Annotated in this window: 15 protein-coding genes; 9 read left to right on the forward strand and 6 right to left on the reverse strand. The window is 32.9% G+C overall.

Going from position 1 to position 20,718, the window contains the following annotated elements:
- Positions 1-2 precede the first annotated feature (2 nt).
- Positions 3-752 (forward strand): LytR/AlgR family response regulator transcription factor, encoded by a 750-nt coding sequence (locus ABD077_RS21810; RefSeq protein WP_299606047.1) that lies wholly within the window; start codon positions 3-5, stop codon positions 750-752.
- Positions 753-778: 26 nt separating this feature from the next.
- Here ABD077_RS21810 and ABD077_RS21815 read toward each other — a convergent pair whose 3' ends face one another.
- Complete coding sequence (locus ABD077_RS21815; RefSeq protein ID WP_343914329.1) at positions 779-1,534, reverse strand: DUF481 domain-containing protein; 756 nt, start codon at positions 1,532-1,534, stop codon at positions 779-781.
- Positions 1,535-1,860: 326 nt separating this feature from the next.
- Here ABD077_RS21815 and ABD077_RS21820 point away from each other — a divergent pair, with 326 nt between their 5' ends.
- From ABD077_RS21820 to ABD077_RS21850, 7 genes are all read left to right on the forward strand, one after another.
- The gene (locus ABD077_RS21820; protein WP_343914330.1) at positions 1,861-3,495 is read left to right on the forward strand and encodes a 7TM diverse intracellular signaling domain-containing protein; all 1,635 of its coding nucleotides are present in this window, start codon (positions 1,861-1,863) and stop codon (positions 3,493-3,495) included.
- Between the two features lie 303 nt (positions 3,496-3,798).
- Positions 3,799-4,209 (forward strand): SpoIIAA family protein, encoded by a 411-nt coding sequence (locus ABD077_RS21825; protein WP_343914331.1) that lies wholly within the window; start codon positions 3,799-3,801, stop codon positions 4,207-4,209.
- Positions 4,210-4,246: 37 nt separating this feature from the next.
- On the forward strand, positions 4,247-4,636 hold the full coding sequence (locus tag ABD077_RS21830; RefSeq protein WP_343914332.1) for a hypothetical protein: 390 nt from the start codon (positions 4,247-4,249) through the stop codon (positions 4,634-4,636).
- 2 nt (positions 4,637-4,638) lie between these two features.
- Positions 4,639-5,484 carry a helix-turn-helix transcriptional regulator gene (locus ABD077_RS21835; protein ID WP_343914333.1) on the forward strand — a complete coding sequence of 282 codons (846 nt, stop codon included), beginning with the start codon at positions 4,639-4,641 and terminating at the stop codon, positions 5,482-5,484.
- Between the two features lie 397 nt (positions 5,485-5,881).
- Positions 5,882-11,803 carry an immunoglobulin-like domain-containing protein gene (locus ABD077_RS21840; protein WP_343914334.1) on the forward strand — a complete coding sequence of 1,974 codons (5,922 nt, stop codon included), beginning with the start codon at positions 5,882-5,884 and terminating at the stop codon, positions 11,801-11,803.
- 331 nt (positions 11,804-12,134) lie between these two features.
- Entirely contained in the window at positions 12,135-13,859 is a 1,725-nt protein-coding gene (locus ABD077_RS21845; RefSeq protein WP_343914335.1) for a tetratricopeptide repeat protein, read from the forward strand.
- A 680-nt stretch (positions 13,860-14,539) separates the two neighbouring features.
- Complete coding sequence (locus tag ABD077_RS21850; RefSeq protein ID WP_343914336.1) at positions 14,540-16,147, forward strand: isocitrate lyase; 1,608 nt, start codon at positions 14,540-14,542, stop codon at positions 16,145-16,147.
- A gap of 195 nt (positions 16,148-16,342) precedes the next feature.
- Here the strand turns inward: ABD077_RS21850 and ABD077_RS21855 are convergent, their stop codons facing one another.
- Genes ABD077_RS21855 through ABD077_RS21865 form a run of 3 tightly spaced genes read right to left on the reverse strand, consistent with a single transcriptional unit; the run spans position 16,343 to position 17,721 of the window.
- A complete protein-coding gene (locus ABD077_RS21855) occupies positions 16,343-16,648 on the reverse strand; it encodes an HPF/RaiA family ribosome-associated protein (RefSeq protein ID WP_343914337.1) in 306 nt (101 codons plus the stop codon).
- A 45-nt stretch (positions 16,649-16,693) separates the two neighbouring features.
- Positions 16,694-16,912, reverse strand: coding sequence for a hypothetical protein (locus ABD077_RS21860; protein ID WP_299606022.1), 219 nt, complete (start codon positions 16,910-16,912; stop codon positions 16,694-16,696).
- Between the two features lie 29 nt (positions 16,913-16,941).
- Positions 16,942-17,721 carry a prohibitin family protein gene (locus ABD077_RS21865; RefSeq protein WP_343914338.1) on the reverse strand — a complete coding sequence of 260 codons (780 nt, stop codon included), beginning with the start codon at positions 17,719-17,721 and terminating at the stop codon, positions 16,942-16,944.
- Positions 17,722-18,108: 387 nt separating this feature from the next.
- On the opposite strand from ABD077_RS21865, the gene ABD077_RS21870 reads away from it, so the two are divergent.
- Positions 18,109-18,912: an RsiV family protein gene (locus ABD077_RS21870; RefSeq protein WP_343914339.1), complete on the forward strand. Its 804-nt coding sequence runs from the start codon at positions 18,109-18,111 to the stop codon at positions 18,910-18,912.
- A gap of 120 nt (positions 18,913-19,032) precedes the next feature.
- Here ABD077_RS21870 and ABD077_RS21875 read toward each other — a convergent pair whose 3' ends face one another.
- Positions 19,033-20,067 carry a bestrophin family protein gene (locus ABD077_RS21875; RefSeq protein WP_343914340.1) on the reverse strand — a complete coding sequence of 345 codons (1,035 nt, stop codon included), beginning with the start codon at positions 20,065-20,067 and terminating at the stop codon, positions 19,033-19,035.
- Positions 20,068-20,276: 209 nt separating this feature from the next.
- Positions 20,277-20,711: a response regulator gene (locus tag ABD077_RS21880; RefSeq protein WP_343914341.1), complete on the reverse strand. Its 435-nt coding sequence runs from the start codon at positions 20,709-20,711 to the stop codon at positions 20,277-20,279.
- Positions 20,712-20,718 lie beyond the last annotated feature (7 nt).

The raw sequence follows: 20,718 nt of genomic DNA on the forward strand, positions 1-20,718 counted from the left end.
CTATGCTTACAGCAATTATTGTAGAAGATATGCCAGACGCACTTCAATTATTAAAAAGTGACCTGGAAACTAACCACCCCGAAATAAAAATTATTGATACTGCTAGAAGTGTAGTAGAAGCCGCAAAGGCATTAAGAACTCAGGAACCCGATATTTTATTCTTAGATATTATGCTTGGTGATGGTACTGGTTTTGACGTACTGGAAATATTTCCTGAATTAAAATCCAAAATCATCTTTGTTACTGCTAGCGATGAATATGCAATACGAGCTTTCAAGTTTGCCGCTATAGATTACGTATTAAAGCCATATTCTAATGAAGAACTTGCCCAAGCTATTAGCAAAGCTAAACAACAGATTCAGCCTAATAAAGAACGTCTAAATATACTGAAGGACACTTTATCCGCTCCAGAACAAAAACCTGATAAAATATCTCTTCATACTTTAGACAAGATTATCATTGTCAGTCTAGATGATATTGTGCGTTGTGAATCTGATAGTAATAACACTATTTTCTATCTACAAGATGGTCAGAAAGTTTTTGTAACCAAAACACTAAAATATTTTGCTGATATGCTTAAGAATTATCAATTCTTACGCGTTCATCAAAGTCATTTGATCAACCTACAATGCATTAGCGCTTTTATAAAAGCTGACGGAGGTTACCTGATGCTAAAAAATGGAGAAAACGTTCCAGTTTCTGTTCGAAAAAAAGTAGAAGTAATGGAAATATTAGATAGAATGCACCGATAAAAATAGGAAATCAAAATAATTTTTATTTAAAAAGAATAGGCTAAGCCATTGGTCCATTCATATTGTGTATCTGGTATACCCATTGCTGGGAAAGAATCAAACAACAAGGTAAAAGTGGATTTAAAAGCGAAATTTTTAAAAATACTAAACACCAATGAAGTCTCAGTAGAAATACGGTAATCTTTTAGCAGATCTATTTTGGGCTGGTAATAGGTAGTACTTATGATCGAAACCTGATTGGATGGATAGAGGTTTACAGAAATATAAGTACTTCCTCTAACATCCGAATTAGTAATTATCTGATCTAACTCTTCTGTTTCTTCATATTCATACATTACCAAAGTACCGATATAAAACTTATGTTTTTCGGAAGGTAATATTTTAAATCTTGGTCCAGAACCTAACAACCCTCTAAACTTTATATTAGAAACAGGGTCATATTGAGTTTGCACAAAGGCTTCCCAAGTTACCCTAGGATGAAATCTATAATTATACCGAAGGTGCTGAATACCTCTGTTTACAAATCTTTCGGAGTCCAATTGCTGTAGATTAAGATCATTAATAAAAAGCACTAAATTCTTATCTGTTTTATATTGAATATGAGTTCTATTAGCGATCTTAAATATATCACGCTTGTTTTTTATCAATGCTACATCCAAACTTACAAACCCATACCAACGAGAAGTATCCGACACTTTTCTTAATGACTCCACATTAACGATCTGAGCACTAGCAGTTATACAAACACAACTAAAAATAAAAAGTAAATACCTTTTGAACATTAATTACATATTTGACCCAATACAATTCCTAAAACTAAAAATATTGCTTAGTTTATTCAATCTAAAAACATTAGTCATTAGGATCGCAAAACTATACATATAAATATAGTTACCAAAAATATAAGGAGTACAATATTTGATTGACATCATCAGTTTTGACATTAAAGAGAAAAGCAAAGAAAGCTACTAAAATCTTACCAGATTTTTGAAGTATCTTTGATAATATGACGAATCCAAAGAACATAGAAAAAACCATAATTTCATCTCTATTTTATATGATGAACATACCCAAAGTTTGTGGTTTGGCATTTCTATTTCTTTTTCTAATGAGCTGTAATACAAACCAGCCAACACCTCCAAAAATAGAAAATGGAACCATAAAAATTGCTGACTGGAATTTTGAAAAAAATCCAGAATTCTTATTACAAGGAGATAGTTATTTTTATTGGAAACAATGGCCTTTAGATACTAGTAATTCTTATGATGATTCATTATTAAAAAACCCTGAAACCATCTCATGGCCAACAGGATTATGGACTCAAAAAATTGATCAAAATAGAGGCTTTGGTACATTTAGATTTTTTGTCAAAAGAAAAGATCTGAGTAATCACATTATAGTAGATATGCCTAGATGTTTGGCAGCTACAGAAGTATGGGTGAATGGAAAAAAATTAGCTTCTCATGGAAAAATATCCAAAACGGCTGATGAAGAGGAGATAGACGGTCGTCCTCTTCGCTTCGAATTACCGCAAGAACATGATTTGGATATCATGTTACTAATTTCTAATTATAAACATCGGCTTGGAGGAGGGTTTGCTCTGAAAAATAGTCTCACTGAAAAAACTCACTTTACTAATAAAAACAAAACAAAACCCTTAATCGAAGGAATCATAACCTTCTTAATACTTCTTTTTGGCGCATACCAGGTATTTCATTTTTTTAGTTTCTCTAGATACCCTTACTTTCTTTATTTTGGATTGTTTTGCCTTTTAGGTGTCTCTAGACAATTATTTGTTGGAGAAGCACTGATCTATTACTTCATTCCAGACATACCATTCGATATTGTTCAAAAAATGCGATACATAGGATACTATGGAGGGTTGGGTTCTGTAATTATGTATCACTTTTATCTTTTCCCTGGCTATTACTCTAAAAAGTTTGCTCGTATTTGTGCGTTCATTACGGTTTTAGGTGTTTTATATGTAATGATTACCCCAGTATTCTATACTACCTATAGTGCTCCATTTTTTCAGTTATTTGGTTTATTCACCATCTCATTAGGTTTTTACCAAATGATAAATGCCGTAAGAGATAAAAAACCTTATGCTAGAGGAATGCTTGTTAGTATGAGTATTGTTTCAGTTATGCTTATCAATGACCTCTTAAATGCTGTTCTTATCATCCAAACTACATACATTATTACCTATGGCTTTTTATTTTATGTTGGGTTTCAGATTATTTTGAATAACAGAATACAACTACAATCCGAAAAACAACTGATCAAACTATCAACGGACGTGACTGAATTATCTAATCGAATTCTAGAAAAAGAAGAAGAGATTACTGATTTACGTACCGAGACCTTTCAACAATTAAAATCCAAAGAAAAACTTGTTGAAAACCTTAAAAAAGTTGCCTCAAATGACGCAACTATCTCCATCCAAAACTTAATTGCTGATCTAAAGTCAGAACTGTTAGAAGACTCTCAATTGAAGCTCATCAAAGATGATTTAGAAGCTTATAATTATGAATTTGCAAAACGGATCAAAAAGGTACATCCAACGCTCACCAAAACCGACCTAGAAATATGCGCCTATTTACGCATGTCTCTGGGAAGAAAGGAAATTGCCAGACTGCGTTTTACGTCTCTAGAAGCTGTAAAAAAATCAAGAAGTAGACTACGAAAAAAAATGGAACTATCTTCGGAAATCAACTTAGAAGAATATATAAAGTCTATCTAAAACTAGATTACCTCAATTCTCTCCGCTTAAATAAAACTCTTATTATCAGGTGTTTAAAAACATGTACCCCCATGTGTACCCCCACCTTTTTTAGATAAATGAGATTTTGTTAGTTATTTAGCAGTGTGCTTAACAATTAGCTATGATACCTTTTATACGAAAGATGTTTACCGTTAAAAAATCAAATTCGCAGTTCGAGAAAATTCAAGATATGGAAATGAAAAAAAAGGAACTGCAAGCAACTCTAAACCGCCTAAAAGATTTAGAAGACGAGTTAAGATCAATAAAAAAAAATGATAAGAAATGAGTTCTTTAAATGTATATACGATGCCAGATCATACTACCCCCATATATACACCTCCTACTTGGAAACATTATATGAACATAGAGTATATCGAAATTAATTTCACTGGATTACGCAAAGATGAGGATATCATTCAATGTGTAGCAGATGCGGTAGAAATGGGATTACAGCGAGAAGATAAATCAGTAAGAGCATTGGTCTATTTAAAAGATTCTACTACCAGCCCAAACGCTATCAGATCTATAAAAAAACTAGGTAAAATGGTACAACCTAAGCTCAAAAAATCAGCACTTGTAGGCTCAGTAGGTATTGTATCTCTATTAATGAAAATATATATCAGTTATACCGGTAGTAAAATAAAATTCTTTACCGACAAAGACGCAGCCATTAGGTATTTAATCAGTGACTAAGGATTTATAAATAATAAAGCGAAACGATACAATTAAGATGGTAAATGAAGTTTCAAAAGAGGCCTATAAAAAGCCACTATGGAAGCATCATAAAGGTGTCGAATATATAGAAATTAATCTTGCACAGTTTATCTCGGAAGATTTAATGATCAAACATTACGCGGAAGCTTGTGATATGATTTTACAAAGACCAGATAAAAGTGTCAGGATATTTACGGATATAACAGATATCAACCCAAGTTTAGATGCAATTCGATTTTGCAAGGATATTGGTAGAAAAGCTCAACGCGGAATTAAATCATCAGCTATCATAGGTACTGTTGGGTTTAAAACAATAATGCTTAAAATTTACATACGTTACTCAGGGAGTCCCGTAAAAATTTTTAGTAGTAAAGATGCCGCTTTAGACTATGTGACTCAGCTATAGATATGAACATGACAACAGTAAGTAATTTCGAAAGAACAATAATCACAGTAATTACAAGGGATTCTACACAAGAGTTCATACAACTTTTGCATCAATATAAGACAACAGTAAATATCATGAATGTTATACCCAACACGATAGAATCGTGGGGAATAACACCAGACACCATTGTTATAGATAGCATCTCATACAGTCAATGGGAACAGCAGATTAATAAAATAAAAGAAGAGAGTATCTATAAAGAAATCCCTGTGATTGTACTCAATGAAAAAGAAGTAAGCTTAGAAGATGTTCTGTCTCTTAAGGATAAAGAGTTTTTGTTACTTCATCGTAATGAAACAATTAGTATCATTAGGGCGATTTTTGGAACAGTAAAATATTGGAGGAAACTCAATGAATCGTTGATCAAAACCAATCAATTAAATAGAATTTTATCTACCAACTATCTATCATTGGATGCCAAGACCGAGTGCCTTGAAAAATCAAAAAATCAGATAGAAGCCATATATCCAATATCCAACAGCGAAGTTAAAACTGAACTAATCAAGATAAATAATAATATTATTCAAAACTTAAAAAATGGAAACCATTATGAGTTATTTAAAGCGCATTTTGAAGAAGTACATCCTCAATTTTACAAAAAATTATTATTAAAAGAATCTAGCTTATCAAACAATGATCTTAAACTAGCAGCTCTATTAAAAATGGGATTTAACAATACCGAAATCTCATTCTTTATGGGAATATCGATATCCGGTGTTAAAAAAGCGATTCAGCGATTGCGTAAAAAACTAGGATTAGATCCCGCATCGTCATTGCGCCAGTTTATATATACTATAGAAGTCTAACAATTAATAACGAACTATTGTCTCCCATAAGTCTCCCGTATTAATTTATTTTAAACAAAACCAACATTAATTTTGACCTGTATAAAATAAATAGTAAGACATATCCAAATCTAATAGCCATATTCGATATTATATCGAAACTTTAAAACCCTAAAACTATGAATAATAAAAATCCATACCCCTAGAAAGAAATGACAAGAAACTTCACTTCATAAACTAAATTCCGAAGCTTCTTACCAACTTATTTACACGCTGAATTAATCCCCATTAATCAAGAATCAAAATCAATTAGATCTCCTTATAAAAAGGATGATCCTGGGACTATTTGTCCTAAACCTAAAGAGATTTTAGAATAAAACATGAAAACAGAAACAGAACTTTAAAACTATCCCTATTTATGAAATCAAAATTACTAAACCTTATTATCATCCATTTACTTACCTTTTGGTCTTTCGGTCAATCTTGCGGTGGAATGATGATCCCGTTATCCATAAAAGATCGAATACAAGAATCTACTATAATTGTCGAAGGTATTATTACGAGTAGTCAGAGTTATTGGGATACTCCTAAACATAATATTTACACTTTACATACCATACAAGTTTACAATGATATGCTTGGTAACAGCACGGCAACTGTACAATTTGCAACAATGGGCGGACAAGTAGGTGAAGCCATGCAAGTTACTTCAAGTGCAGCATCACTAGAATTAGGAAATACTGCTACTTTTTTCTTGAAAGAAAGTGCTGTAAAGCTTAATACCAAAAACACGTTATATGAACTTGTAGGTGCTGCTCAAGGTGTTATAAAATATAACAAATTTAACGAAGAAGCTTCTGATGTATTCCACAAATACAATTCGATTACAAAAGAGTTGTATCCAAAAATTCAAAGGGTTACTTCTAAAACATTTAGAACATTATTAAAACGTCCTACGGTTGCAGCTACATCAAAATTTAACTCAAAAGCATTACTAGCTACTCCAGTTATTTCCAGTTTCTCTCCTACATCAGCCAGCGCAGGTACACAAACGGTATTAACTATAAACGGAAGTAATTTTGGAAATACTACTGGAACAGTAAGTTTTCCAAATGCAAATGCGGGTGGTGTTTCCTATACCGATGCTTTAAGCTCCGAAATCATTAGTTGGTCAGATACAGAAATCCAAGTTCAAGTACCTTGGTTAGCTGGTACAGGTACTATTCAGGTTACTAATAGTACTTCAGAAACAGGCACCAGTAGTGGTAGTCTTACCGTGAATTTTAGCCATATTAATGCTACTTCTGGCGACGATGCTTTCCCTTCAACCTTACAAGATAACGACGGCAACGGAGCTTACACATTTGTATATCACACAGATTTTGATTCAAGTTCTGCAAAAGCAGACTTCGAAGCTGCTTTCGAGCTTTGGAACTGTGAATCAGATATTAATTTTGTATTCGGCGGAACTACGACTACAGATGAATCTGTAGATGATGGAATTAATATTGTACGCTTTGATAATGGATCAGAACTTCCCACTGGGGTACTAGGAAGAGTAACAAGCCGTTATCTTGGAACTTGCCCAACTACAAATAGAGCTATTGTAAAGGAATTAGATGTTACCTGGAATGATGGAACTAATTGGTTTTATGGAAGTGGTACACCGAGTGCTACTCAGTATGACTTTAAAAGTGTAGCCTTACACGAATTAGGTCATGCACATCAATTAGGACATGTAATCGATGATAACCTGATCATGCACTATAATATTGGAGCTGGTGATTCTAGATATGCTTTAGATCAAAGAGATATCAATGGGGCTGTGTACACCATGGGATTATTTACAGAAACGGTTGGATGCGGAATTGAACCCATGAGCACACAAATAAATTGTTGTGATGCCATAAGTATTACGGAACAACCTACTGGAGCTGATATTGAAGTTGGAGGAACTGCAAACCTATCCATCACAGCCAATAATGTAGATAGCTATACATGGCAGTTTTCTACGGATGGCGGTATGAACTGGTCCGATGCTACTGAAAGTGCCACTTTTTCTGGAGTAACTACGGCTGACCTATCCGTTATCATTGATACCGAAGATACTACTGGATTATCTTTAAGAGTAGTACTAACAAATCCTTGTGGAGATAGTACTAATTCTTCCTCTGTTTTGGTACGAGCATTTGAATATACTAGCATTCCCGACACCAATTTCGAAGCTGCATTGTTTAGTCTTGGTTTAGATAATATCCAAAATGACGGACAAGTGCCAACTTCATTTATCGATGTTGTTACTGCATTAGATGTAGACCAGGAAGATATTAGTGACTTTACAGGAATAGAAGATTTTACAAGTCTTACCAATTTGGAAGCGGGATGGAATTTAATGACTACTATAGACCTTAGTAATAATTCACAATTAGAAGAAGTACGTTTTAACAACTGTAATCTCATCACCATCAACGTATCTGGGTTAACTTCATTAACAAGATTACAGCTTAATGAAAATCAACTAACTAGTATAGATATATCAACCAATACTAACTTAGAATATATCACCGTAAGGGATAACGCTATGACTAGCTTTGATGTTTCTAACAACACGAAATTAACAGGTATTGAGTGTGGTGAGAATGTTGATTTAGGGAATGTAGACTTTAGTAATAATATCGCGTTGGAAGAATTAGAATTTGCTACAGCTCCTTCCCTTACAAATCTTGATCTGTCTAAAAATGAAAATCTAACTTATTTAGAAATCGAAGAAACCGGGTTAACATATCTAAATGTTCAAAACGGAAACAATACGAATCTAGGTGGAAGCGATTTTTACGCAAGAGATAATCCAAATCTTACTTGTATTCTCGTTGATGATGTAACGTATAGTAACACGAATTGGACAAGAATCGATAACACCACAAGTTTTAGTGATACGTATTGTAGATATACTGATATACCCGATACTAACTTTGAAGCAGCGTTAGAAGCTTTGGGTTACGATGATACTACTACTGATGGAAGAGTGCCTACTGCCTTGATCGAAGGAATTACTTACCTTAGCATACAAGGCAAAGATGTTGCAGATCTTTCTGGTATAGAAGACTTCATAGCACTTACCGAACTACAGGCACGTCTTAATTCATTATCGTCTGTAGATTTATCAAACAATACCAATTTACAGATTCTAAACCTTAGAGATAACGACCTAACATCCATAGACATTTCTGCCTTGGTTAATTTGACTACCTTTAATTGCCAAGGAAATACCTTAGGGTCCATAGATGTAAGCCAAAACATCAACTTAGAAACACTAGAAGTTCAGTATACCACCATTACATCCATAGATGTCAGTGCACTCTCAAAACTGGTTACCTTAAATATCTTTAATAACCAACTTACTGCTCTTGATATATCAAACAATCCGTTGTTGGTAAACTTGCATATGAGAGGCAATAATAATGTATCTGCATTAGATGTAACTAATAATCCATTACTGGAATACATGAATGTGCAGCAAATGAGCTTAACAACTATAGATCTATCTAATAACACGGCATTGGAGACTTTACAAATTGATTCAAACGACCTTATATCATTGGATGTCTCTAATAACATAGCTTTGGAAACTCTTGATGTTGAAAATTGTAATCTGGCAACACTGACATTTGGTAACAATACACAATTGAAAACTCTGGATGCAGGACGCAACGAACTTACTGCTCTTGACGTAAGCAGTCTTACAGCGCTAACAACCTTTTTAGCAGACAATAATCAGCTTACTAGTTTAAATGTTCAAAATGGAAATAATACGAGTATCACCAATTTTAACGCAACTAATAATGACAATCTTACATGTATTTTAGTGGATGATGCAGCCTATAGTTCCACGAATTGGACGAATATTGATGTAACTGCTTCCTTTAATGAAGTAAATTGCGAAACTATTGCACCTGTAATTACTCTAAATGGCAGCGCAACATTAACTGTAGAAGCAGGAACTACATACACAGATGCAGGAGCTACTGCCATGGATAACTTCGATGGAGATATCACTGCAAATATCGTTACTGTAAATCCAGTAGACACCTCTATACCAGGAATGTATACAATTACTTATAATGTTAGTGATTCTTCGGGTAATAAGGCCGTAGAAGTTACTAGAGAAGTAACTGTTTCGGATACAACAGCACCTGTAATTTCATTAGCAGGCAATGCAACCGTAACCGTAGAGGCAGGAACAACCTATACAGATGCTGGAGCTACTGCTTCTGATTCGTTTGATGGAGATATTACCACCAACATTGTTACTGTAAACCCAGTAAACACTAATATTCCTGGAATATACACCATTACTTATAATGTAAGTGATGCTGCTGGAAATGATGCTACAGAAGTGACCAGAGAAGTTACTGTCTCCGATACAACAATTCCTGTAATTACATTAATAGGAGCTGCAACTACAACCATAGAAGCTGGAACAACTTATTCTGATGCTGGAGCAACTGCTTCTGATTCATTAGATGGTGATATTACCACAGATATTGTTACTGTAAACCCAGTAAATATTAATGTCCCTGGAGTATATACGATCACCTATAATGTAAGTGATGCTGCTGGAAATGATGCTACAGAAGTTACCAGAGAAGTTACTGTCTCCGATACAACAATTCCTGTAATTACATTAATAGGAGCTGCAACTACAACCATAGAAGCTGGAACAACCTATTCTGATGCTGGAGCTACTGCTTCTGATTCATTAGATGGTGATATTACCGCTGATATTGTTACTGTAAATCCAGTAAACACAAATGTTCCGGGAGTATACACGATTACCTATAATGTAAGTGATGCTGCTGGAAATAATGCTACGGAAGTAACTAGAGAAGTAACAGTTTCTGATACTACCGTACCTGTAATTACATTATTAGGTACTGCATCGGTAACTGTAGAAGCAGGAACCACTTATACAGATGCTGGAGCCACTGTTTCTGATTCATTAGATGGTGATATTACCGCAGAAATGGTTGTTGTAAACCCAGTTAATACAAATGTTCCAGGAGTATACACGATTACCTATAATGTAAGCGATGCTGCTGGAAATAATGCTACAGAAGTAACTAGAGAAGTAACAGTTTCCGATACTACCATACCTGTAATTACATTGTTAGGTTCTAATACTGTAATTGTAGAAGCTGGAACAACTTATTCTGATGCTGGAGCCACTGCTACTGATTCATTAGATGGAGATATTACTGCAGAAATGGTTGTCGTAAATCCAGTAAACACTAATGTTCCTGGAGTATATACGATTACCTATAATGTAAGTGATGCTAATGGAAATAATGCGATAGAAGTAACTAGAGAAGTAACAGTTTCAGATACTACCATACCTGTAATCACATTAATCGGTTCTCCAACAGTAACCGTAGAAATAGGAACTACCTATACAGATTCTGGAGCCACTGCTGCTGATTCATTTGATGGTGATATTACCTCAGATATTGTTGTTGTAAATCCAGTGAACATCAATGTAGCTGGAGTATACACGATTACCTATAATGTAAGTGATGCATCAGGAAACGACGCATTAGAAGTTACAAGACAAGTGACCGTGTTGGATACAACCCTTCCAGTAATCACATTAATCGGTTCTGCAACTGTAACTGTAGAAGCTGGAACTACCTATACGGATGCTGGAGCTACTGCTACTGACTCTTCAGGTAGTGATATTACCGCAAATATTGTTACCGTAAACCCAGTGGATATGGCTGTAGCTGGAATATATACTATTACATATAATGTAAGTGATACAGCAGGAAATAATGCCTTAGAAGTTACCAGACAAGTTACAGTCTCTGATACAACAATTCCAGTCATTAACCTGTTAGGAGACAATCCAGTTGAAATTGCGCAAGGAGAAACTTATATAGATGCTGGCGCCACAGCTTCAGACTCCTTAGACGGCGATATTAGTGCAAATATTACCGTAACCAATCCTGTGGACACTTCTGTACAAGGAACATATACGGTAACCTATAATGTAAGTGATGCTTCAGGAAACAATGCAGTTGAAGTTACCAGAACAGTAAATGTGATTCCTTCTTTAGGTATAGAAGATAACAATATTGAGCTGATAGAGATTTACCCAAATCCAACTTCAGATAAGTTGTTTATTACGATGGATATTGATGAAGTAGTATTCTACAATACTATCGGTCAAAAAGTAATGGTTTCTACAAGTAATAAGATAGATATCTCACATCTAGAGTCGGGAGTTTATCTTGTAAATATTACTTCTGAGCAAGGAAGTATTATAAAAAGAATAGTTAAAAATTAATATATGCGGTTAAAGGAATTTATAATAAAACATAGACTATCTATTATTTTAATACTGTTTTACTCTACTATGTTTTATACCATTGTAGCGTTATCTTCTGCGTAGTTAGATAACTTAAGGTTGCTAATAATTTGTATAAAGATAAGGGGCTTTGTTATACTTAAATTAGCAATATTGGTAATCAAAAACTGCCTACATCTTGGATGTTAGGCAGTTTTTATAATTTATATTTTATGTCTATTGAAAGAACTCTATCTATCATAGAATTCAAAAGTAAATCTTTATATATTCCTTGAAAAACCAATATCTTTATCTTAAAACCAATATAAGAGTGACTTTGCACAGATACTTTTTTATTATTATAACTTTTAGCACATGTATTTCCTTTGCTCAGGAAAAAGACACTACACTAGTGGCGCTACAACAAGAAGTAGCCAAAGCCACTACCGATTCTCTAAAAGTCCACGCTTTATTACAACTAGGAGTGTATCAGCTTCGCAGAGATTTTAATGAAGTAGCATCCTATATGGATGAAGTTACTTCAATTCTGAATGCACCCAAAGTTTCTTATGATATAAGGCAACATAGAGCTGAAGTTTTTCAACAATTAGGAATCATTAATCGCAAACGAGGAAACTACTCTAAAGCATTACAGTATTATTTAGACGCTCAGACAATATTCTTAGCATTAAATGATTCACTCAATCTCTCCTCTAATTATCACAATATCGCTACCGTATTTAGATATCAAAAGGAATATAGAAAATCCGTAGAAAATTTTATTAAGGCAATTGAAATTAATGAACAGCTAGATATTCCTAAAAAAATTGGAGATAATTATGAAGGAATTGGATTATCCTATCAAAGATTAGGTCTCATAGATTCTACTTCATATTATTATAGTAAAGCAAACAAAAAATTTGAACAGGCAGGTTACATAGAAGGAATATATCGCTTAAAATCAACCAAAGCAATACTTCTGAGGAAACAAAAAAAATACTCACAAGCACTTTCCCTACAATTAGAATATTTAGACTACTGTAAAAAAAATACCAAGAAAGCTAGTATCGGAAATATCCATTTTAATATTGCAGGTACATACAATAATTTAGAACAATTTTCTAAGGCATTATCTCATGTAGATTCATGCATACAAATAGTTAAAGAAGAACAAATGGGTCAGCTATTGGCTGCAGCATATAAAAGAAAAAGTCGCTCTTATTATATGATGAAAGAATTTGAACCTGCTTTAGATTACTATAGAAAATATGCAAAAGCTAACGACAGTGTTTTTAATTTGGCTAAAGCAAAAGAGCTAAGACAAATTGAATTACAATACGAATTTAGCCAACAACAATTAAAAGATAGTATTCAATTTGTGCAAGAAAAGAAAGTCATTTTAGCTCAAGCAGAAACACAATCCGTAAAAAAGAAATTGTATCTCGTTCTATTGATCATAACACTCGTTGTATCCAGTATCATAGGATATTATGGAATACGATATTTTAAAACACGCTGGAAAAAGGCTAGACTAGCCCAAGAAGAATTAGATCAGTTACTCACCTTGTCAACTCAGAAAAACGAACAACGGATGAAACAAGTTCGTGCTGAAATTGAAGTTCTTGAAAATGAAATCAAATCAAAAAAAGAAGAAATAACAACGCTGATGACTAAATCAATTCAGCATTTACAATCCAAAGAAAAGTTAGTTGGTGATCTCAAAAAAATAGCCTCAAATACTAATGAGGTCTCTCTTCAAAGCATCATTGCGGATCTTAAATCTGAAGTTCTGGAGGATTCTAAAATAACGATCATAAAAAATAATTTGGAAGAAATTAATTATGAATTCTTCGAAAGATTAAGTGCAAAACATCCAAATCTTACCAAAACAGATTTAGAAATATGTTCTTATTTAAGGATGTCGTTAGGAAGAAAAGAAATTGCGCGTCTGCGATTTACGTCTACAGAGGCTGTAAAAAAATCGAGAAGTCGCCTAAGAAAAAGAATACAACTTCAGGAGCATGAAAATCTAGAAGATTACATAAAGTCCATATAATTTTCGACTACTTTATTTTAAAACTTTCTTAAATTATAACCAAATCCAATCGAAAAACTGTTACCATTTCCTCCTTTTACGCTCTACTTTTGACCAAATTCCACCACTTATAGAGATGTATAATTCACTTTTTTAGGTGTTTTCATTTTCCAAAAACAGTTCAAAACTACTCGAAACAGAAAAATAATTCTATTTTAATTTATTTTTTTCTAAAAATAATTCAGTTACTAATAACGAACTTTCCGCACTACTCCAAGAGCAGTTGATCATATTTCAAATATTTAATTATCAGACACTTAATAACAAAAAACAGTACTAACACTTAGACTTTAAATTTATACGCAAACCAATTTGCGAAAATTTTATTTTTACACTTTTTAATCATTTTAGCGAACGTTCGCTTTTTTAATCAAAAACTTTTTTCTAATATTGTCCTGTAATTAATTTACTAAAACACTTAGAAAATAATATTACAGCAAAATGAATCTGGTTGAGGCCTGTAAGTAGCAATTGGAATTCGGATTATTAATGAACATTAAAGATTATAAAGATGAAATCAAAAGCAAAAACTAAGACTCTGGTCACTAACTGGGCGGTCAACAATACGATTGATTACAATTCAGAAAAAACCACTAAAGCATAAAAAGTAAATCCTTGAAATAAAATTTAAATACAAAATTATGACTACTTATAATTCGGCACTTGATACAGTACGAGCATTAAAAGCAAAATACGGAAACACTTGGGCAACCATTAAACCAGAAAATGCTGCGAGAATTGCGGTACAAAATAGATTTAAAACTGGATTAGACATTGCAAAATATACGGCTTCCATCATGCGTAAGGATATGGCAGCATACGATGCAAATAGTGTTAATTATACTCAATCACTAGGTTGCTGGCATGGTTTTGTAGCACAGCAAAAAATGATTGCTGTAAAAAAGCACAAAGGAACTACCGACAAAACGTACCTATACCTTTCTGGTTGGATGGTTGCGGCTTTACGTTCTGAATTAGGACCTTTACCAGATCAGTCAATGCATGAAAAAACAGCTGTACCAAATCTAATCGAAGAGATTTATACATTTTTACGCCAGGCTGATGCGGTAGAGCTTAATGATCTTTTCCGTCGTTTGGATGCTGGTGAGGATGTACAAGATCAAATTGATAATTTCGAAACACATGTAGTACCAATTATTGCTGATATTGATGCCGGTTTTGGAAACGAAGAAGCTACTTATCTTTTAGCAAAAAGAATGATAGAAGCTGGTGCTTGCGCGCTTCAGATAGAAAATCAGGTTTCTGATGCAAAACAATGTGGACATCAAGATGGTAAAGTAACTGTACCACACGAAGATTTTATTGCAAAGTTGAATGCTCTTAGGTATGCATTCTTAGAATTAGGAGTTGATGATGGTATCATCGTAGCAAGAACAGATTCTGAAGGTGCTGGTTTAACTCAAAAATTACCCGTTTCTAAAGAAGAAGGTGATTTAGCTTCTCAGTATATGGATTTTGTAGAAGCTGAGGAAGTTCGTATTGATGAGGTAAATGAAAACGATGTTCTTTTCAAACGCGATGGAAAATTAGTTAGACCTGTGAGATTACCTAATGGATTATACAAGTTTAAAGAAGGATCTAATATCGATCGTGTTGTATTAGACTGTGTAACTAGTTTAGAAAATGGTGCTGATTTATTATGGATCGAAACACCTACGCCTAATGTAAAACAAATTGCTCATATGGTAAACCGTGTAAAAGAGCAAGTACCAAATGCTAAATTAGTATATAACAATTCTCCATCATTTAACTGGACAATCAATTTCCGTCAGCAGGCTTATGATCTTATGGTAGAAGCTGGAGAAGATACCTCAGCATACAATCGTGAAGAGCTTATGGATGCTAAATATGACGGTACAGAATTATCTAATAGGGCAGATGAAATGATCAGAAATTTCCAGGCAGATGCATCTAGAGAAGCAGGAGTATTTCACCACTTGATCACATTGCCAACATATCATACTACTGCATTACACATGAATGACTTAGTAGAAGGTTATTTTGGTGATAAAGGAATGTTAGCATATGTAGGTTCTGTTCAGCGTCAGGAAATCAGAAAAGGAGTTTCTTGTGTAAAACACCAACGTATGGCAGGTTCAGATCTTGGTGATGATCACAAAACATTCTTTGCTGGTGACAATGCATTAAAAGCAGGAGGAGCTAAAAATACTAGTAATCAATTTGAAGCTAGTACTGTGAAAGAACCAGAAATGGCATTAGACAAGTAATATATTATACATTTAGTTTAAAAAGGTGATCTAAAAATAGATCGCCTTTTTGTTTTCCATTATATACACCGATTACTAATCTATCTGTTAGTATCTTCTTAGAGATCTTTTGTAAAAAAGGCTGTTCATACGGGAAAAGAACAGCCTTTAGAATGGGCAACAACTAAACAATCAATGAAAACAACATTACTATCGTTAATTATTATATAAGAGCGCTTTACGCTTATTGAGTTGAGTTTTTAAACTTTTTATCGTATCATTCAAAGCACTTAAGAGATCACTATTATGCGAAGAAGCGTATAATAATGGACCAGGACCACTAAGACGAATTCCACATATATATCCTTGTCCTTTTTCTTTAAGACTAAGCTCTTCCTTAAAAAACACATAGCTTTTTACCACAAAAGGATATTTTTTAATTAATCTTTTAAGTTTTTTAGTTGCCATGGATGACAAGTAACCACTACTTCTTGCGTTATGATATTCAAAAATTACTTCCATATTTTTTCCTTTTAAAGTTTCCTATTCTATAAATTGATCAAACAACTAGCCTAACATACCTCGTAATCTTCTATCGATTTTACGTTTTTTGTTAGTTACCGACTTCATAATATCCATTAACTCTGGATCTTTTGTTTTTTTATACACTTCATTAATTGATAATACAATCGCCTTGGCTTCTCTGGATGCTACTACCCTATCACTTGTGCTCATATTAGCCATACTTCTTTTTATAAATTCTGATGCTTTATTTAATAATTCCATGATCATTTGTTTTTAAATTAAACTCTTGATTAATCATCTCCTGCTATTAAAAAAGGTGCTTTACCATCTGTGATAATCACTTTGCTATTCGGAGATTCTGAAAGTTTGTTAAAAGCTTCAATACTACGGATACGTATAATTTCCTTTGTAAGACCTTCTGCTAGTATTTTTTGAGCATCTCTTTCTCCTTTTGCATCAATGATTTTTCTATCAGCTTCTAGTTTTGCTTGGTCGATTACAAATTTCATTCGCATTGCATCCTGCTCAGCTTGTAATTTTCTTTCTATAGAATTTGCCAAACCTCGTGGTAACTGAATGCTTTTCATAAGTACTGCAATAAGCTCAATACCATCCGCCTGCTTTTCTAAGTTTTCTTTCATTTTCACTTTGATCTCTTCCTCAATATTTGCTCGCATTCCGGAGTGCATATCCTTAGCAAAAAACTTTGCGCACACATCAGAAGAAGCTGATCTAAACACACTAGTTATAATAGATTCATAATCTCTTCCTAAATTTTCTAAAACACTCGGTATTTTATTCTGCTCTAACCTATAAAGAATAGAAATTTCAGAATTCACACTCAATCCTTCCTTACTAGGGAGATTTAAAATCAACTTGATATTATTTGTTTGAGTAGATTCCTTTATTACTCTACTAACTAAAGGATTATAGAACATCGTTCCTTGAGTAGAAACCTTATTTGACAATTTTCCAAGTGTTTGTTTAACACCTGCTTCTCCGGGTCTTATTACTGCACAATTAGACAAAAAAACTATAAGCCCGACATAAATTAAAACTCTAATTTTCATATTACTTTCTTTTAATAAACCAACCATTTTCCCTCTAAATTATTAATTTTTATTCATTAATTATTATTTATATTTATTATCTAATTAATAAATAATTTTTATATAAAATTCCATTATGCTTTGTTTAACAAAGTACCTATTGAAAATGTTAAACTCACAGAACTTTTAAAAAAATAATAACCATCTAAAAAACAAATACTTAAGTCCGAAAACCTTTACTGTATATATGGAAAATTGTTAATAAAAAAACATGAACAAATAAGAGTTCTATTAATCATAATTTTTAATTATGAGTATTATAATTAATATAAATAATAGTAAATGTAAAATAATATAGAATTTTGTGCTAAATAATTATCATTTAGAAACTTTATTAAAGCTAATATTATGACAACAAGATCTTATTTTACTTTATCATTATCATTAGTATTGTTACTTTTTGTAGGGTCTTGCAAAAGGGAAAAATCTACTTTCTCAGGACAAGACTTGACAAGTAATCAAACAAATGAGCAAATCAATACTGCAAGTATTTTAGGAAGCTTAGAAAAGGAGAAAAAAACTACTGAAGAAATAATAATGACAAAATCCTATTACAAAAAAGAAAAAAATTACATTATAGATTATAAGTATCCTTATTTAGACATTTCATCCAATCCATCTTTCAAAAAATTTAATGATTTTATATCCAATAATTATTTATCCACTAATGTTTCTGTAAAAAACACTTTGAATGAAACAAAGCTGCAATGTAATCTTGGTTATACCCCTTCTGAACGACACAAAAGACTAATTAATTATAAAATTTATTCTCAGGAGAATATTTTTAGTATTCTATTATATAAAGCTAATCATTATATCGATGACAACCAATCATCTTATATGTTTAAAGCATTAAATTTTGATCCTAAAAAAGCAGAATTCATCAATTACAACAATATTTTCAAGAATGGGTCTGAAATAGACATGTTAAATGCAGTAAATAAAACATTGACCAAGTATAAAAAATCAGAACCACAATATGAAGAATGCTGGCAATTAGACCTAGATACTTTTCAACAGTACAAGAATAATTTTGTAATCAATGAGAATACAGTAAAGTTTTATTTTGATGATTGTGTTATTTGTCCATTCTACTCTGGGAGTTACGCTGTTGAAATACCAAGAAGTAAAATTTCAAATTTATTCCTATAGAAAGATTGAAGAGATTGTTAGCAAACCTTCCTGCCGCTATCCGATATAAGATAAGCAGACAGTAATTACAAAAAAAGCGATCTAAAAATAGATCGCTTTTTTTTATAGATTATCTTCTTGTTACATTAAAATATTGTTCTTGATTTTAACACCAGGCGGTAAATCTTTCTCTCCTAACATTTCTCTTAGGTCAATTTCTATTACTCGACAAAGCGATAACATAGGAATATCATTCGCCATTCCCTGAAAAGGATTTTCAGAGTAATCACCCACTAACTCCATCATCACATATACCCATCCGATCAATGTTGTAATCGGTACAGATAGCCAAAATCCTGTTTCTCCTAATTTCATTAACTCTGGTATCATACTAAATGGTAGTAGGAAAATAAAAATCCACACAAAAATTCTACTCATATTCGCATACTGCCTGGGAAGTGGAAATTTTTTAATACGCTCATTCTTGCCTTGTAAAGCATAAAAGCTTCTCAATAACTCTGCCATCCTCATATGACGAAAATCTTCGATCAATCCTTTCGTTCTAAGCTCCTGTAAATCTCGAGACTGCTCATTAATAATTTGTGTAGCTGTATTTACATTGGCTACTAATCGATCATGCTCGTCTTCTGGCAAAAAGTTCTTTAACTCTGTTCGTGTATATTCATCATCTACTAAGCCTATTCCAAATTTTTTCTGGTAATATCTTGCTTTTCGGGCAACAGGACCTCCTTGACTAACGTGTTCCCAAGGTGTAGGAACTAATAATTGACTCCTATGTGCATATAACCATGCTATATGCCTATAAATTAAGCGTTTTTTAATCTGATGAATTTTCTTTTCGGATACCTCTGTATTAGAGAATAAATTGGTAACAAAACCATCTACGTACATCCCCCAAGTTCTGCTATCATTTACAATACCGCCCCAAATCTTCCGTGCTTCCCACATTCGATCATATGATTGATTGTTTTTAAAACCTACATAAAAAGCTACCGCAGTACCAATTACAGAAATAGGCAACCAAGGCATACTCACTTCAATAACCTTAAAATAATACAAAGCTGCTACTCCTCCAGAAAAAATAAGTAACCAAAGTATATGGAATCCTGTCCATTTAATAATTTTAATAAAGGAAATAGTCTTTGCAGTTTGCATAGTTTATGAGTTAAGATATATAACAAATGTAATTTTTATAACTGCTTCATCCAATTTTGGAAAAATCTAGATTGAAAATGATAATATCTATAAGATTTACAGACAGTATTCCTTTTAGGACAAAAAATTATTCGTTTTAGGCGATATCGTCATTATGAATAATTCACTATCAAAACAATCATAATCTTTTTAGATGTAGCGGAGAAAAATTAAGATTCATCTTGATTATTGATATCGATTAAAAAGTACTTATGAAAGAGTTCATCGATTTTAGATGGACTTAAGGGTTTTTTAATGGCGCCTACTACATTCCTATGCAAACATATATTCTTTAAGTCTTCTTGAGGTATCGTCTCATGTAGAATTATTATTTTAATTCCTCTTGTAATCCTAGGTCCTAAATTAGAAAAGTGTGAGAAAAACTCTGATTTATTCATCATTGCCAAATCACAATTCAGGATAATTAAATCTGGTTTTAAGGAAGGGTCTTTTTTAATTTTAGTCAAATAATCAATTGCTTCATTGCCATTGGAAACTTTAATGATATTTCCAAGCGCACAATATTTCAGTAAACGGTACTGATTCAAAAAATTATGAGATTTATCACTATTAACAAGAAGCACACTATTGACTATCCCTTTCATTGATCTA

The organism is Aquimarina litoralis, assembly GCF_039523995.1.
GTDB classification, from domain to species: domain Bacteria; phylum Bacteroidota; class Bacteroidia; order Flavobacteriales; family Flavobacteriaceae; genus Aquimarina; species Aquimarina litoralis.